Annotated in this window: 13 protein-coding genes; 3 read left to right on the forward strand and 10 right to left on the reverse strand. The window is 41.4% G+C overall.

Translation table 11 applies throughout. The features are described 5' to 3' along the window. Positions 1-143 precede the first annotated feature (143 nt). Together QQJ93_RS12075 and norR are read right to left on the reverse strand one after the other, a co-directional pair. A complete protein-coding gene (locus tag QQJ93_RS12075) occupies positions 144-710 on the reverse strand; it encodes a hypothetical protein (protein ID WP_145981763.1) in 567 nt (188 codons plus the stop codon). Positions 711-789: 79 nt separating this feature from the next. Beyond that, on the reverse strand, positions 790-2328 hold the full coding sequence (gene norR, locus QQJ93_RS12080; protein ID WP_089123734.1) for a nitric oxide reductase transcriptional regulator NorR: 1539 nt from the start codon (positions 2326-2328) through the stop codon (positions 790-792). Positions 2329-2526: 198 nt separating this feature from the next. Between norR and QQJ93_RS12085 the strand changes: the two genes are divergently transcribed. Next, positions 2527-3744 carry an NnrS family protein gene (locus tag QQJ93_RS12085; protein WP_089123735.1) on the forward strand — a complete coding sequence of 406 codons (1218 nt, stop codon included), beginning with the start codon at positions 2527-2529 and terminating at the stop codon, positions 3742-3744. 78 nt (positions 3745-3822) lie between these two features. On the opposite strand, the gene helD is transcribed toward QQJ93_RS12085, so the two are convergent. Next, entirely contained in the window at positions 3823-5973 is a 2151-nt protein-coding gene (helD, locus tag QQJ93_RS12090; protein ID WP_089123736.1) for a DNA helicase IV, read from the reverse strand. A 291-nt stretch (positions 5974-6264) separates the two neighbouring features. Between helD and yccS the strand changes: the two genes are divergently transcribed. Beyond that, positions 6265-8454 carry a YccS family putative transporter gene (gene yccS / locus QQJ93_RS12095; protein WP_089124507.1) on the forward strand — a complete coding sequence of 730 codons (2190 nt, stop codon included), beginning with the start codon at positions 6265-6267 and terminating at the stop codon, positions 8452-8454. A 573-nt stretch (positions 8455-9027) separates the two neighbouring features. Here yccS and QQJ93_RS12100 read toward each other — a convergent pair. The 4 genes from QQJ93_RS12100 to pxpB form a co-directional block, all read right to left on the reverse strand. Next, positions 9028-9357 carry a BRO-N domain-containing protein gene (locus QQJ93_RS12100; protein WP_089123738.1) on the reverse strand — a complete coding sequence of 110 codons (330 nt, stop codon included), beginning with the start codon at positions 9355-9357 and terminating at the stop codon, positions 9028-9030. Between the two features lie 153 nt (positions 9358-9510). Beyond that, positions 9511-10455, reverse strand: coding sequence for a hypothetical protein (locus QQJ93_RS12105; protein ID WP_089123739.1), 945 nt, complete (start codon positions 10453-10455; stop codon positions 9511-9513). A gap of 495 nt (positions 10456-10950) precedes the next feature. Further along, complete coding sequence (locus QQJ93_RS12110; RefSeq protein WP_089123740.1) at positions 10951-11904, reverse strand: 5-oxoprolinase subunit C family protein; 954 nt, start codon at positions 11902-11904, stop codon at positions 10951-10953. Next, complete coding sequence (pxpB, locus tag QQJ93_RS12115; protein WP_089123741.1) at positions 11901-12623, reverse strand: 5-oxoprolinase subunit PxpB; 723 nt, start codon at positions 12621-12623, stop codon at positions 11901-11903. The genes QQJ93_RS12110 and pxpB overlap by 4 nt, the downstream gene beginning before the upstream one ends. Before the next feature lie 109 nt (positions 12624-12732). On the opposite strand from pxpB, the gene QQJ93_RS12120 reads away from it, so the two are divergent. After that, a complete protein-coding gene (locus QQJ93_RS12120) occupies positions 12733-13395 on the forward strand; it encodes a DsbA family oxidoreductase (RefSeq protein WP_089123742.1) in 663 nt (220 codons plus the stop codon). Between the two features lie 79 nt (positions 13396-13474). On the opposite strand, the gene QQJ93_RS12125 is transcribed toward QQJ93_RS12120, so the two are convergent. From QQJ93_RS12125 to QQJ93_RS12135, 3 genes are all read right to left on the reverse strand, one after another. Next, positions 13475-14932, reverse strand: a complete 1458-nt coding sequence (locus QQJ93_RS12125) for a coniferyl aldehyde dehydrogenase (RefSeq protein ID WP_089123743.1) — start codon at positions 14930-14932, stop codon at positions 13475-13477. Between the two features lie 67 nt (positions 14933-14999). Continuing rightward, complete coding sequence (locus tag QQJ93_RS12130; protein WP_089124508.1) at positions 15000-15371, reverse strand: ATP-binding protein; 372 nt, start codon at positions 15369-15371, stop codon at positions 15000-15002. A gap of 34 nt (positions 15372-15405) precedes the next feature. Next, entirely contained in the window at positions 15406-16020 is a 615-nt protein-coding gene (locus tag QQJ93_RS12135; RefSeq protein ID WP_089123744.1) for a sugar O-acetyltransferase, read from the reverse strand. Positions 16021-16107 lie beyond the last annotated feature (87 nt).

Below are 16107 nucleotides of genomic sequence, written 5' to 3' on the forward strand. Positions count from 1 at the left end.
CATATAAAGACGTAAAATAATGAAATAGAACCATCGCAAAGTAGCCGAGAAATAAAGCTATTACGGAACTAATCTTCACGCAAAATAGCCAAATAATAACGACTGTAACTTAAGCTTGAGAGTTAGGAATCACTCAAAGCAGGTTAGGCAAATAAATGAGCGTATTGTTGAGGGATATACTGTAGGTTGCTGTCTTTCCAAGCAGAAAGCCGCAATGTGTGGGAATTAATGTGCATCATCCACTGATGCTGAGGTGTAAAACGTTCAACATAATGTCGAGCACTTGAAGCAAATGACACTTCTGAAAATTCAAAAACTTTCACATAATCAGGCGTCAGTTCATCGCTGTTAAAATTACCGTGGGCGAATCTAAGAGAAAAGCCATTAACATAAATTGGATGGCTTAAATCACTCGAAGAAGTGAAATCGAGAAAATGAGATAATATAAGGCTAGATATGCTATGTGAATTCGACACAGGCAAGGATTCAACCTTGCATGTTGGAGACTCGCCTTGATCAAAAGAAATGGTATCTGACGAGATAAGTTCAAAAGAACTGGAAGCTGTCGAAAAATCAACCGGTTGTAAATGAGAGATGTGCTCAGCCTTGGCGGGAGTAATACCAACCAAGCAAAAACACAATAACAGAAACCGAATTACGCTCACATTTAGCTCTTCAGAAGTAGATTTTCCAACAGAATGGGGCTTCACAAATAAAATATCAATATGTATATCGATTTTTGATTAATTTTTTTGTATTCATCATTGAGCCCCTACTTCCATATTGTATCTATAGCCCTAACTTCTTGCCTAGCTTATACAAATTCCCACGATCAACTTGTAGAAACTTCGCAGCTTTCGCCCACACACCGTCATTTTTCTTCAAGGCATGCTCAATCAATTGTTTTTGATACGTTTCCACGGCTTGTCTTAAAGCAATAGGCTCATTGGGCATCATTAAGCTAGATTGTGAGGAGTGTTGACGCTTAGGAATATCAACAAATTCACTGGTAAAATGCTGTGGCTTAATCAATTCATCTTGATCTTGAACCGCATGGAGACCTGCACGCATCAAGGAATGTTCAAGCTCACGAACATTACCTAACCACGGCTGTTTTTCCAATAGCGTCAAAGCTCTAGGGTGAAGATGCAGGGTTTTAATCTGGAATTGACTACGAATTCGGTCGAGAATATGCCCTACTAGAACCGCAATATCTCCTTCTCTTTCACGCAGTGGTGGCACATGAATTGGGAAGACATTTAAGCGATGAAAAAGGTCAGAACGGAATCGTTGTTCTTCTACTTCTTTATGAAGGTCTCGGTTGGTAGCAGCAATGATTCGAACATCAATAAAGCTGTTGTGATCGGCCCCGACTCGTTGTACTTCCCCTTGTTGAATCACACGTAATAACTTGGCTTGCAATAAAATTGGCAGCTCACCGATTTCATCTAAAAAGATAGTACCGCCATCGGCCAATTCAAATTTACCCGCACGGTTTGAATTGGCGCCAGTAAACGCGCCTTTTACGTGACCAAACAACTCACTTTCCGCAATCGATTCTGGTAGCGCCGCACAGTTCACATACACCATGGGTTTATCACTACGACGGCTTTGCGCATGAACCTCATGGGCCACCAGCTCTTTACCAGTACCCGTTTCACCACTGATCAACACCGCATAATTTGATTGAGAAACCATCTTAATACTATTACGCAGCTGAACAATTTGTGGGCTCACTCCGACAAGCTTTCCACCTTTATCACGCGCTTCATCGATCAATAATTGATTAATCGAACGTTGCTGATGATTAGCCTTCTCAAGCGCATCAAATAAACTGATATTACGAACAATACCTGCCGCAAGAGCTGCAAATGTAGCAATGGTTTCATCGGTGACTTTTTTGAATGCGCCAGAGGCCAAGGCATCAATCGTCAATACGCCAACCAAAGCCTCCTCAACATACAAACTGCACCCCATGCAAGAATGCACATCAATACTTCCTTCATCATCTTCGCTGAGTAACCCATCAAAAGGATCGGGCAAACTTGAGTTTTCAGGAAATCGAACCGGTAGTCGGCTTTGCATGATCATCTCTAATCTTGGATTCTCATGAGGTGCAAACTTTCGTCCCAATACTGCCATTGATAAACCATTAATTGCCACCGGCACTAAATTTTGTGCATCATCTAAAATAAATAAAGCGCTCGCATCACATGGCAGTACTTGCTGCAATGCATCGAGTAACTTTTGATAATGCTGGTAAGTCGGCTGATGGGCATTAAGGTTAACGGCAATATTGAGCAAAACCTGTTCGATTGACTGGGACATGTTAACTCTCTTAACAAATTTATTATTGGGTATTATTTTCTCACTATATCAGCGATGTAAAATTAACAACACACCTTCTTAGTGAAATTTCATTAAACCTATAAAAATCAATAAATTAAAATGTGGCACGGAAAGTGCTAGGTTATTAGTAATATTCACCATATACCCAAGTAACTTCAAATTACGAGAGCACTATTGATGATAAATATCACCGACAAAAGTAAAGAAGAGAAAATCCTGCCCATTTTACGTTTGGGATTTAGACCATTCTTTTTATTCGGCAGTTTATACGCCGCGATTGCTATCGCGGTCTGGGTCTACGCATTCCAACATGGTCAACCAAGTGCCCTACAAGTTCCAGCATTATGGTGGCACGTGCATGAAATGATATTTGGCTTTGCCATGGCAATCGTCGCGGGTTTCTTATTAACCGCAGTACAAAACTGGACAGGAGTTAACGGTACTAAAGATAAACGCCTAGGCTTTGTGTTCTTACTTTGGTTATTGCCTAGATTACTATTTTGGGCTCCGGTTCCGTTGTGGTTAACCTCTTCAATTGAAGCGCTCTTTTTGGCGGTAGTTGCCTACGAAATATCGATTCGAGTGATTAAAGGAAAAGGCTATCGCAACCTGATATTTCTGCCCTTCTTTGTATTAGCGATTGCAGCGAACTATGCCAGTTATGCCACCCTTCCTTTTACAGATCAGCAAGGCATGCCACCGTTTCCAAGCATTGCGGTATGGCAAGCAATGATCTGGTGGTTCGTTTTGCTGATTTCGATTATGGGTGGACGCGTGATCCCATTCTTTACCGCACGTAAAATGCAGTTTGAAAAACCACCTGCGGTAATCTGGTTAGATGCACTGGCGAACACACCTTTAGTGATGCTGTTTATCCTCAGCTTTTTTCCGATTACCTTTAACCAAATTGGCCCTTACTTAATGGTCTTCGCCGCGGTTTTTCAAGCGATTCGATTCCTACGTTGGAAGCCTTGGACTACCTATAAAGAGCCTCTCGTTTGGTCACTACACGCCTCGTATGCTTGTATTCCAGTCGGCTTACTTTTTAAAGCATTCGCCTTATTTAACCTACTGCCTAATGGATTGTTTTTTGCCCACAACATGATTCATGTTTTTGCCATTGGTGCGATAGGTGGGGTCATTCTAGCGATGATCGCTCGCGTGACTATGGGGCATACCGGACGTGCCATTTATGAAGGCCCAAGTATGTGGCATGCGTTTTTAGCGGTGGTCGTCGCAGCGGTGATTCGTGGATTTGGGGTAGCAATTTGGCCTGAGCATTTGTTTACCTTTGTGAATATTTCCGCCGCACTGTGGATCTACGCCTTTGCTCTTTTTGTTTTTAAATTTGGCAAAATGCTTCTCACACCACGAGCAGATGGCCACCCTGGTTAACTCAACCTCAAATTGGAATAACTTAAATATCAAAAACAACAAAGCTGATAGTTATCTATCAGCTTTGTTCACGTAGTGTTAACGCTTTTTCACCACCACCGGATAACGGTTTACCCTTAATTCCTTGATGAATGTCGATGGGTTAGCATTGTGCAAGATCCACACCTTTTCTTTGGCTCGGGTCATCGCTACATAGAACAAGCGACGTTCTTCTGCATTAGGGAACACATCACCGGTAGATAACAGCGCATCATGCAAATGCTGCTGACGCTCAACCGCTGGAAATTGCCCTTCATCGACCGAGACAATTACGACATAATCCGCTTCTTGTCCTTTGCTGGCATGGCAAGTTTTAAATTCAATATCTAAATGTAGGTTGCGTTTTTGTAGCGTCTTTAAATCACTCGGCTCATGATAATGATTTCGACCTAACACCAATACTTTCTTACGTGATTTCACTTGGTTATTTAAGTCACCTAAAATTGCTTCTAGCGTATGCATTGGCGCAATCGTCACTGCTTTTTGTTTTTGTTGCTTATGACTATTCAAGGTTTTTTCTAATTGGTAAGGGTTAGCTTGAATAAAGCGATTCGCCACCTCACCAATTTGGTTATTAAAGCGATAAGTCGTATCTAGGTAGTGGTTCTGCGCATTAGGGAAACGCTTCTTAAAGCCGGTGGTTAAGTTTACATCCGCCCCTGCGAAACGATAAATCGCCTGCCAATCATCGCCGACTGCAAACAATGAACACGGTTGCTGAGTGGTGGTTTCACCCAGCTGGGTTTTGTGAACATTACCATGGCAAATACTGGTTAATAAATCTAAACGGTTCGGCGAGATATCTTGGTATTCATCGACCATCATAAAGCGCCATTGCGATTTAAATTTACCATTGCGCGCATATTGAGTTGCTTTAGAAATCATACTGTTGAAGTCGATTTGATTATCTTCTTTCAGCATTTTTTGCCACGCTTGATAACACGGCCAAGCCAACATTAATTCGCTGTTTAGCTGCGGGTAGTTCTCTAATTCAATTAAACGTTCTTGCAACTGTTTTTTCGGTAGTTGTAAAACAGAAAGTTGATCAACTTGTTGCTCTAGCCACGCCAACAATTTCGGGTTTTCAACATGCGAACCGAGTTCCACATCCCCTTTCAAAAAGGCAATTGGCCATTCAGCTAAATGCTTTTGCCAACGCTTAAAGTTGGTTTCCGTCATCCAGTGTGTTTTTAACCATTGAGAGAACCAAGCTGTCTTTTGCGCTGGCGTAGTGGCGAGGGGTGAGATTTCAACCTGACTGCCTTCAACCGATTTAATAATATCTAAACCTAATTGATGGAAGGTTTGTACTTTGATCTGAGCGCCTTGTTCAGCAAACTTTTCTTTGATGCGCTGTTGCATTTCTTTGGCAGCATCTCGACCAAATGCCACCAGTAGCATTTCTTCTGGTTTTGCTTGTCCACTCTGTAATAAATAACCTACTTTCGCCATTAAGACACTGGTTTTACCTGAGCCTGCGCCCGCAAGAATCAGAGTATGATCATCATTTAATAATACCGCACGTTGTTGGGAAGCATTAAGTGGTGAACGTTCACATTCTTGGAAGTAAGGTTTCCATTCGATCTCTTGATTGGCAAGCCAGGTTTGATTGCGCTGCTCTAATGAGGCTTTAGGGTGAGTGAGCCAACGTTTCAAACCACTCATTAAAGAAGGTGCGTGGTGCTGAAATTGCTCATCATCTTCCCATTCATTATGACTGGGGAAAATATGAATCACTTCTGGCAGAGATAGGTCTTTTTTCGACAAATCATCCGCGATGCCCTGCATCCAAAACTCAAGCGATGAATGCGTTAAATAACCCGGTTGATTGACTAGTTCTTTTAACTGCTCTAACCAACTTGGTAATAATTCTGCTAATGACTCACTTTGATTCAACTGCCAACGACGATATTCCGCCACAACCAATTGAGCAAAGTGTTGGCAATCAAGCCAAGGTAAGCCTTGAGCGAGCCATTGAATTTGTTCAGCTTCCTCTTCTTCATGAGCATGAAAGTACAAATTGCCCCAGATTAAGCCTCGCTCTACGGTAACTTCACCATTCCATGCTGCAAATGGGATCTGCAACTCATCAGTTGGCGAAGATAACGTAATACACTGATCTTTTACTTCAACTTGTTGGTATTCATCTTGAATAAAAAATTGAGCAAAACGGCTAGCGCTTAATTGCATGAACTTTCCTTATGCGATCAGTAAAGTTTTGAATAAGAGGATAGCCCAATATTCTAACGGGTTTTAGTTTGAAAGGAAGAGGGCTAGAGCCATCGCTTTTTTAAACTTACAATAAAATGAATAAAAATTCATCAGGCTGGCTCAAAACTTGCTTACAATCAAACAGAGCGAAGTTTTTTTGCTGTTATTACAACAGAATATAGTTTGCGTAGCGAAAGGCCTCTATACTCAAGTGATTGGATATAGACTATAACTTCACCTAGGACAATATCGCGCTTTATGACGAATTCGATGCAACAACTCCGACATTATTGGTCTGATAAAACCGTTAACTACTGCATTCGAATTCTTATCTCGCTTCTAGGCGTAGTATTGCCTTGTTGGTATTACGATTACTCTACTGAAATTACACCACTGATCTTAGGTATCATCGCCGCAGCTCTCGCAGAAACCGATGACAACTTCATGGGGCGAATCCGGGCGCTGATCTTAACTTTTATCTGCTTTGCGATTGCTTCATTTTCAATAGAAATTCTGTTTCCCTATCCACCATTATTTGCCATAGGCCTGTTCGCCAGCACCTTTGGTTTTATTATGCTCGGCGCGATTGGCCCACGTTATGCCAGCATTGCCTTTGGTTCATTACTGATCGCGATCTACACTATGTTGGGTTATCACTTATACGACAACATTGTCTATCAACCTACTCTCTTGTTAGCCGGTGCCGCTTGGTATTACCTACTTTCAATGTTGTGGCAAATATTTTGGCCAATGCAGCCAGTACAACAAGGCTTGGCCAATGTATTTGAAGAACTCGCTAACTACCTTGAAACGAAAAGCTCGTTATTTCACCCTGTTTCTGGTTTAACCCCACAGCCTTATCGCATCCTAGAAACTAAATTAAATTCAGCAACCGTTAATGCTTTAAACCAAGCAAAGAGCACCCTGCTCACTCGCTCCAAACGTGGACATGTTGATGGCCCAAGTGACCGTTATTTACAACTGTACTTTTTGGCGCAAGATATTCATGAACGCATCAGCTCGACCCATTACCGATATCAAGATTTAGCCGAGCATTTCTCGCGTAGTGATGTGCTGTTCCGCTTTAAGCATTTAATGCAAACTCAAGCGAAAGCCTGCCGTGAGATCTCTGAAGCATTAGAGGCAGGGAAAGCCTATAAATACGATGGCGATTCGATTTGGGCGCTAGATGAATTGCAGTTATCAATGCAATATCTAAAAGATCAAAACCGCCCAGAGTGGAAGTACCCATTAAGCCAACTTTTCTACCTATTTAATAATATGGTAACTGTAGAAAAGCAGCTATCAAACGTCAGCAACCCTGATGCGTCTAAGTTTACGCCAGAAAACACCAGCGACGAAGCCAACGACTACTCACTACACGACACAACAGCTCATACACCCAAAGTCATGTGGCAACGTATTCGTAATAACTTGAATAAAGACTCAATGCTGTTCCGACATGCACTACGTATGTCGATTGTATTAACCGTAGGTTATGGGGTGATTCAAGGATTAGGGCTAGAGCGCGGTTACTGGATCATGTTAACGAGCCTATTTGTATGCCAACCTAACTTTAGCGCCACCAGACAAAAACTTACCGCGCGAGTTATCGGTACCATTGCAGGGCTACTAGTCGGTGTACCATTATTAACCTTGTTCCCTTCACAAGAAAGCCAATTAGTCTTTTTAGTGTTATCTGGCACGCTATTTTTTGCCTTTAGAATGAATAACTACGGCTCGGCAACCGCTTTCATTACTTTACTAGTATTATTTTGTTTTAATCAATTAGGTGAAGGCTATGCAGTGATCCTACCCCGTCTTACCGATACCTTAATTGGCTGTGGTTTAGCCGTATTCGCGGTACGTTATATTCTGCCGGATTGGGAAGCCAAAAAACTTCATAGAGTGATGTCAGAAGCGGTACAAACCAATAAAGATTATCTTGGCCAGATCATTGCTCAATATCGAATTGGTAAACGCGATGATGTTAATTATCGCCTTGCACGACGTAACGCCCACACTATGGACGCATCTCTTAGCACGACCATCAGTAATATGCTAGCAGAGCCAGATAAATATAAAAAATATATTGATGAGAGCTTCCGCTTCTTAACGCTGAATCACGCCATGCTCAGCTATATTTCAGCACTCGGAGCACACCGTAAACGCATAGACGATCCTGAAACTCACCTTCTCATTTTAGAGGCTCACAAAGGGATTCACGAAAGTTTAGAGCAACTTGAGCAGCAGCTTTATTATCATAATGGTGAAATTACCTTAGATTCATTCAATAGTGAATTAGATAAAAAATTAAGCGAATGGCGAGAAGGCGATGAAGAAACCGTACGTTTGATCCTGCAACAACTACATTTAATCTACCGCATGCTGCCTGAGATGTACTCGCTAGCGAATAAGTTTTCGGTGAGATTGCCAGTGGCAGCGATTAGTGGTGATTAAAGGGATATTGAGTAGAAGCGTGCTAGCAATGATCGGGCTAGCACGTTTTTGGGCAAAAACGATTTAGAGTTATTGAGCTAAATCATTTATTAGATTAAGTGAAGTATCTTGACACCTTAAACGTTTGTTAGGTTTATTTTACATATGACATTGCTTCATCAATGGTATTTCGGCTAAACAACCTAGAACTGACATCACTTGTTTTAGAAACTTGCTTGTAATGATATATGTGAGAGTCCTTGCTACACAGCCAATTGCAGCGAGAAAATATGTCGTACTGAGCATCTTGAGACAACTCCGAAACCAACTCATGGTCACTCACAAATATCATCTGTTCAGAGTTTACAACTTTTTCTATTGTTTCGAGCTTATTACCGAGAGAACTAATTTCTTTTTTCAGTTCAGCGTCTGCTTTCTTACGTTCAATGGTTTCTTGAAGCTGAAGTCTAAGCATAGTTTCAACGTCGAAGTCTTCGGTTGACGGAACAGAAGTGTTATTTAAGCTTGGGTGCTGATATTGCCCTTTTTCCAATACTGCAGGAAGAACATCCTCTAAAACCCATTCTTGAAACTTTAGACAGGCTGGGGAGTTATCCTGCAGTACACAACCCGCAACAGCCCCGCTTTGGTTACATAGGTATTAGGGTAAGCTTGATCTAGATTCTCTGGAAGATCTGTGCGCGTATGAATTTCTCGAGGAAGCAAGTGTGTTATATGTGCTTTGAGTAGAGTGATAATACTCTTAGAGTTCTTGTCTGGGTCTAATACACTATTTTCTCTCTGTATAGCTCTTACAACGTCATACAGTGAAAAATGTAACTTTCCATCATAGGTAACAGTTCGAATACCCTCTTCTTCACCAGCTGCACTGTCGTAAGGCAGTAAAACTTCGGACAAACTCATTCACTAAACCTCATTTTATGATTCTCGTTTGATATTACATTTATCTCAATAATAGGACAAGATCGACAATGCTCATTTTAAACCTAACGCAAAGCGCACCGGCGACCTTGGCGCAGCGAAGCGGAGACAAGGGCGTCCGAGTGCCGCGTTTTGTTAGCCATCATGACTTGCTGCGCCCAAACTCTCATTTCTATCCATTATCGAAAAATATTCAGAGTATGACGAAATTTTGGTGTACGACTCCAATTTCTCAATAGTTTCTTGTGGATGCTTTAGACTGATATTTAACCAAAAAAACATTACCAGAACCGCACCGAATATGGCAGACAATGATGATAGAAAAGCACCTTTCAAGCTAAATAACACTGGAAAAAAATTGTCTAGGGAAATATTGAAACTCCCTTCAGGATTTACCGGCATAAAGCTTAATGGATATACAACCCCCAAAAAAAACAACATCGTTACTAAAATCAGCGCGTAAGTAATTTGTGGCGACGACTCGGGGTTACCTTTTATCGAATCAAGCATATCCGAAGCTAGACGCATATGATGCCTAGCCTCCCTAGCGACGCTATCGATCGCATCTCTCTCTTTTTGAAGGTTTTCTATCAAGTCCATGTTCAACGATGAGAAGTTGGGAAGCTTTTGAGGGGCAGGTTCGAGATACGCAAATCCTGGATTTAGTTTTTGGTAGGAAGCAGCGCGCTGCCTAAGTGCTTCTCGCTCGGCGTCTAGCATTGTTTTATGCCTTTCTATTGCCAAAGAAATTCTTTCAAGAATTTCCTCGCGTGGCGAAAAGTCCGAAAAATTCAATTGATCGAAATACTGTTCTGGAGAGAGGTAATCTTCGTCTTCAAAAAGCTCCTCTAGTTTTTCGTACTGTCTATTATTTGTGTGTTTGTTATACCATCTGAAATACAAGCCATCAGCAGCATCGACGGCCCTTCTGCACTTAGTCAATGTATCTCTGCACTTGTGCACTTTCTCTGAATAGGTCGACTGATTGCTAAGAATCTTGGTTATTATAAACGCACCAAATATACCTACAATGGCTGCCGATGACTGTGATAGTGAACTAAAGAACCAATTCCAATCCATAGCTAAAAAGTTCCTGCTTGATGGCTAACAATTTAATAGACGGAAAAAATCCGTATAGTCTTTCCGTCTATCATTCCATTCGTTTTTTCATTCAACAAGCTAAATAACTAAATTTATTCATAAAGTATGAACTTATCTCATATTAACTCAGCATAAAGTGCGGAAATGATCCGTATAGTTCACCAAAACCAACTCATGATGAAGAACTGTGGATTTACTCAGTACTCTTTCTAACTTAAAACTATGCAACATTATCAACATTTAACATGATGAAATATCTGGAAAAGATAATAATTGAAGTACTTGTAAGAGGACAGGTTAACTCGTAAAGGGGCATAAATAAGTTCATCACATCAACCCTGCCCTCCCTTAGCTGTAAATCTTGATGCCAAGTATTTTTCACTGGTAAAAGGAGGGAGTGATTTATGATCGCTTTATGTTTAGTGGTATACGCATAAAGAAAACAATTCCAACATTCGCTGCGTGATAAGTAGATTATAAAGTTGTTACTTCCCCCACAAAAAACCTCAACATCTCCCGGTATTGCTGTTCTGCTTTCTCTCGTTTAACTAATTGAAACCGAACCTTTGTACCCGGAGGACATTGCGCCAGCTTACTCACGCTCATTCGAGTCAGGCAGCCAATTTTAGGATAACCGCCTATGGTTTGGTGATCAGCCATTAACACAATTGGTTGGCCGTCGCTGGGGATTTGAATTGCGCCGAGTGCAATACCTTCCGAAATTAAACCTTCACCATCATATTCAACACGATCACCGGATAGCCGGTACCCCATGCGATCACTGTTTGGACTCACGGTATAAGTGCCGTTAAAAAACTGCTGTCGGGCGGTTTTAGAAAACTGTTCATATTGATAAGTAGGCAGCATATCTAGTATGCAGGGAGTCGTTGTGGCAGCTAATTCTGGATAATGTGGAATAAACTCAGTTGGGACTTGGCGTAAGAGATCATGCTCAGCTGCGCGATAAGCAATCACATCACCTTTGGTTAACGGTTCGCCTCCCCCATGTAAGCCACCAATTTCATCACGCACGACAGTAGAGCAACTATCTAGTGCTTGGTTGACTTCAAAACCATGCTGAATCGCTAAATAAGCGCGCATCCCTTGTCGGGCAGTTTTACATCTTAAAATTGAACCCGCTTCAACATAGTAACTGGCCCAAGGTTTAAGCGGTTTACCATCAAGCTCGGCGGACATATCGGCACCAGTCATCGCCATTTGTGTCGGGTGGGTAAACTCACATTGAAATAAACCGAAAGTAATCTCAATTTGCGCGGCATTCACATCATTACCAAGTAGATGATTTGCCCAGTGAAAGGCATGTTCATCCATCGGCCCACCGACTGCCGCTCCAACGCCTTGAAAGCCCATTCGTCCAGTATCTTGCAATAAACTTAATGGTCCAGCATTGATTACCCTTAATGTCATGATTTAGCCCTCTTATCCGTATCGATCTGTTCACTGGTATTAAGATCTCCACCCATATCGATAAACTGTTGTCGTGAAATGGCTTTAAAGCGAACCTGAGCACCAATATAAAACAGCGACAAGTTCTCTCGTTCAAAATCCACTAACGAGATTGGAGTACGGCCAATAATATGCCAACCACCGGGTGAGGCTTTGGGGTAAACCGCAGTTTGCTGTTCAGCTATTGCAACACTTCCTTTTGGGACTCGGGTTCGAGGGGTGCTTTTTCTTGGCATTTGTAAGCGGCTGTCTAAATTTCCTAAATAAGCAAAGCCGAGCGCAAACCCAATCGCATAGACGCGGTAACTTGTTTGACTATGTATTTCTACGACTTCCGGCCATGACAAACCACTATGAGCACAAATTTCAGCCGCATCTAACGCAACTTCTTCACCATAATAAACAGGTAATTCAATCTCTAAATGCGGTAATGGCCTGGCGGTAGAAGAAGACTGACTCAGTAATATCTCGACTTGCTGCTGAAAGTCGCTCATCCCTGTTTGTAGGATGTCGACAGTAATGAGAATCGAATGATAGGAAGGAATCGCATCCAAGATAAAATTGCCCAGCGAGTTTTGCAGGGCATAGAGGGCTTGAGTCACTTTTTCTGAGGTTTCAGCATCTATAGTGTTAGTAAAATACACCATAATGGTATTTTCGCTGATTATTTGTGTTTTCATGCGATTCCTTGCATTTTATTTGCCATCGTACAAGATCACTTACAACTTGACTGTAGCATTGGATCTTTCATAATGAATCGAATTTTAAAATTTCCGACAAGGTAGTGGTATGTCTCATTCGAAACTCAAAATTGATATTATTTCTGACGTGGTCTGCCCATGGTGCGTCATTGGGGTTCAACACCTTAAAGATGCCGTAGTGAAAAACAACTGGCAAGATCGTATCGATATTGAATGGTATCCGTTTGAGCTAAATCCAGATATGCCACCAGAAGGCGAAAATTTACGTGAACATATTGCGAGAAAATATGGCGCTTCAGCTGAAGAAAGTGAACAGAATCGCCAACGTTTAATCGAATTTGGCAAATCGGTCGGGTTTGAATTTAACTTTACCGACGAAACCCGAATCTACAATACTCGCCAATGTCACATCTTATTAGACTACGCTCACTCAGTAGGCTTACAAACTCAGCTTAAAATCGCTCTTTTCACCGCTTACTTTACAGATGGTAAAAACATTTCTGATACTGACGTATTACTGAATATCGGCGAAAAAGTTGGCCTAGAAGTCGATGAAATGCTCGCTTATCTACATGATAGCGCTGAACACGATAAACTAGATGTGATTGAAGACCAATGGCGTGAAATGGACATCTCTGGCGTGCCAACGATTGTGTTTAACAATGAAAAAGGCTTAACCGGTGCCCAAAGTGTCGAAAGCTATGAAGAAATGTTAAGGCACTATCTTGGTGAAGATTCTTCTAAAAAATAGCCTTTCTAGAACGTCACGACTATTCACTACCCCTTGAGCAAAAACGTTCAAGGGGTATTTTTTATTCTTCGCTAAGCTACTACTTTCTTTTGACGATAAAATTCATCACGCGAGTAGCAAATTTACCGTAGGGAGGAGCCATAAATTTTATAAAAGAGAAATTGGCTTGATAGAACACAGGGCGCATTTTGGAAAAGGTTAAGAATCCTTCGTAACCGTGATAATGCCCCATCCCGCTGCCACCAATACCACCGAACGGTAAATCATGCTGGGCGACATGGAATAACGCATCATTGACACTGACACCACCAGACAACACCGACTGTATATAACGATCAACTAACGCTTTATCATCACTAAATGGGTAAAAGGCTAGCGGGCGATCTCGTTGCACAATGTAATCGATGACTTCCTGTGGTTGTTGATAGGTTTTCACCATTAAAATAGGGCCAAAGGTTTCTCTTTGCGCAATGATCGTATCGTCACTAGCATCTAGAATAAGCGTTAAAGGAAATTTACGTGTCGCGGCATCAGCATCCTGTTCGCTTAAGTTGATTATCGTTGCCCCTTTGGCTTTTGCCTCTTCCACTGTATCCATCAAACGTTGGAAGGCCTTGTCATCAATAATCGATGTGAAATCTTTATGCTGAATATTTGGACAATGTTTTTTCACCCACTGTTGAGTACTCTTAATAAAATCTTCACGTTGGGTGTGATGAACAAAAACATAGTCGACATTGGTACATATTTGACCTGCATTGAATTGCTTAACAAACATGATGCGTTCAACGGCTTTAGTCATTGAATAGTTAGGATCAATAACCGCCGGAGATTTCCCCCCTAATTCAAGCGTGACTGGGGTTAGGTTTTCAGCACAGGCAGCCATCACTTTACGACCCGTTGCGCCAGACCCCGTAAACATCAAATGATCAAAAGGGAGTTTCGAAAACTCAATCCCAACAACCCCTGTTTCAGTGAAAAACTGGAGCTTTTCTGGCTTAAAATATTTTGGTGTGAGTGATTTCAATAACTCCGTTAAATGAATCGAATTTTCCGACATTTTCACCATAGCTCGATTACCCGCAGCAAAAGCCGCTGATAAGCCGGAAAAGCTTAAGTTAATCGGGAAGTTCCAAGGTACGATAAAACCCACAACCCCAACAGCTTGTGGAATCACTCGGTTTTTCGCTCCAAGATAAACGGTATGATCAACCTTACGTTTTTGAACCTTCATCCATTTTTTTAAGTGCTTAATGGTTGATGAAATATCATCTGCAACCGTGATCACTTCTGCAAATAAGGTTTCATGGTGAGATCGATTTCCATAGTCTTTATTGATTGCCTCTGAAATCGCTTCTCGGTTATCCATTAATAAACTTTTTAAGTTTTCTAAATGCGCCTTACGTTCTTGGTAGCTTTCCTGACCATGTTGATTGAATGCTTGTTTTTGCTCATACAGAGCTTGCTGTAACATGGTGCGAACAACTTGGCAACTGTCATTTGAAGACGTTTCAACTTGCTCAATGATTTGATTCATTCTCTATCCACTCCTTGATTGAATTTTTATACCATTCGTACTTGAAGCTTATATCCAATACGTATTATTACGGCTGCCACTTTGCTTTCATTTTAGCAATGGTAGTCGGCGCTATATCATGAATACTACCGTAGTTTTCTCGACATACATGGATTACCAATTCAACCTGACAGCGTTTAGCAATGTCTTGGTAGGCTTTCATTTCCCAGTGACGAACGAAGGTATTCGACACAATTACTGACTGACCTTGCTTTAAATGGCGTTCCGTTTGTTGCTGACACCATTGATGAGCTTGTTCGATCTTTAACGGGTTAAAATAATACTTTCCATCCGCTTCAACAAAATACATATCCGTTTCTAAATGTACTGAGCCTTGCTCTTGCGATAACTGCTTAGCTAAGGTGGATTTCCCCGAACCCGGCAAACCACGAATAAGCATTAATGTTTGAATATTGCTTGATTCTGACAATATATTAATCCCAACCTTCTAATTGATACTTTTCAATTAACTCATCAATATCTTCTTGAGTTGGCATTTTGCCATGATCAATCGTTTTGATCACTCTGCATGGATTACCTACTGCAATCACATTGTCTGGAATATCTTTTGTTACCACGCTGCCTGCGCCAATCACACTATTATTGCCAATGGTTACGCCACCTAACACAATCACCCCCGCACCAATCCAGACACAATCACCGATGGTAATCGGATCACCACAAGCGAACGGTTCAATACGTTCACGTAAAATAATAGGATGACTTGCTGCGCAGAGCTGTACATTGGGCGCTATCAACACATAATCACCAATAGTGACTGGTGCGATATCAAGTACCGTTAAACCGTAGTTAATAAACCCGCCTTTACCAATGGTAAAGTTTTTCCCCATATCGCATAAAAATGGCGGTTCAATATGAGTACCTTGGTAGTCATTCAAAATTTTACCAAGTAATTCTTTTCTCAGAATCTGCTCTCGTGGTCGGGAATGATTAAAGTCATAAAGCCATTCTTTGCATTGCATTTGCTGCTCGATCAATTCACTATCAATCAAAGTTTTTACGGTAAAATCATTAATGGTTTGGGACATAGTGGCCTACTAATATAGAGTCTATACCCAAGTAATTGGAGTTGCATTGAGGCGAATGAACGCCGTTAACAAAGCTGCGACTTCAAA

The organism is Vibrio algivorus (assembly GCF_030161215.1).
Taxonomy (GTDB): domain Bacteria; phylum Pseudomonadota; class Gammaproteobacteria; order Enterobacterales; family Vibrionaceae; genus Vibrio; species Vibrio algivorus.

What these genes read in the sequence shown, in the direction of transcription:
- norR (WP_089123734.1), bottom strand. Translation starts at nt 2,328, where the DNA reads ATGTCCCAGTCAATCGAACAGGTTTTGCTCAATATTGCCGTTAACCTT.
- QQJ93_RS12085 (WP_089123735.1), top strand. Translation starts at nt 2,527, where the DNA reads ATGATAAATATCACCGACAAAAGTAAAGAAGAGAAAATCCTGCCCATT.
- helD (WP_089123736.1), bottom strand. Translation starts at nt 5,973, where the DNA reads ATGCAATTAAGCGCTAGCCGTTTTGCTCAATTTTTTATTCAAGATGAA.
- yccS (WP_089124507.1), top strand. Translation starts at nt 6,265, where the DNA reads ATGCAACAACTCCGACATTATTGGTCTGATAAAACCGTTAACTACTGC.
- QQJ93_RS12100 (WP_089123738.1), bottom strand. Translation starts at nt 9,357, where the DNA reads ATGAGTTTGTCCGAAGTTTTACTGCCTTACGACAGTGCAGCTGGTGAA.
- QQJ93_RS12105 (WP_089123739.1), bottom strand. Translation starts at nt 10,455, where the DNA reads ATGGATTGGAATTGGTTCTTTAGTTCACTATCACAGTCATCGGCAGCC.
- QQJ93_RS12110 (WP_089123740.1), bottom strand. Translation starts at nt 11,904, where the DNA reads ATGACATTAAGGGTAATCAATGCTGGACCATTAAGTTTATTGCAAGAT.
- pxpB (WP_089123741.1), bottom strand. Translation starts at nt 12,623, where the DNA reads ATGAAAACACAAATAATCAGCGAAAATACCATTATGGTGTATTTTACT.
- QQJ93_RS12120 (WP_089123742.1), top strand. Translation starts at nt 12,733, where the DNA reads ATGTCTCATTCGAAACTCAAAATTGATATTATTTCTGACGTGGTCTGC.
- QQJ93_RS12125 (WP_089123743.1), bottom strand. Translation starts at nt 14,932, where the DNA reads ATGAATCAAATCATTGAGCAAGTTGAAACGTCTTCAAATGACAGTTGC.
- QQJ93_RS12130 (WP_089124508.1), bottom strand. Translation starts at nt 15,371, where the DNA reads ATGCTTATTCGTGGTTTGCCGGGTTCGGGGAAATCCACCTTAGCTAAG.
- QQJ93_RS12135 (WP_089123744.1), bottom strand. Translation starts at nt 16,020, where the DNA reads ATGTCCCAAACCATTAATGATTTTACCGTAAAAACTTTGATTGATAGT.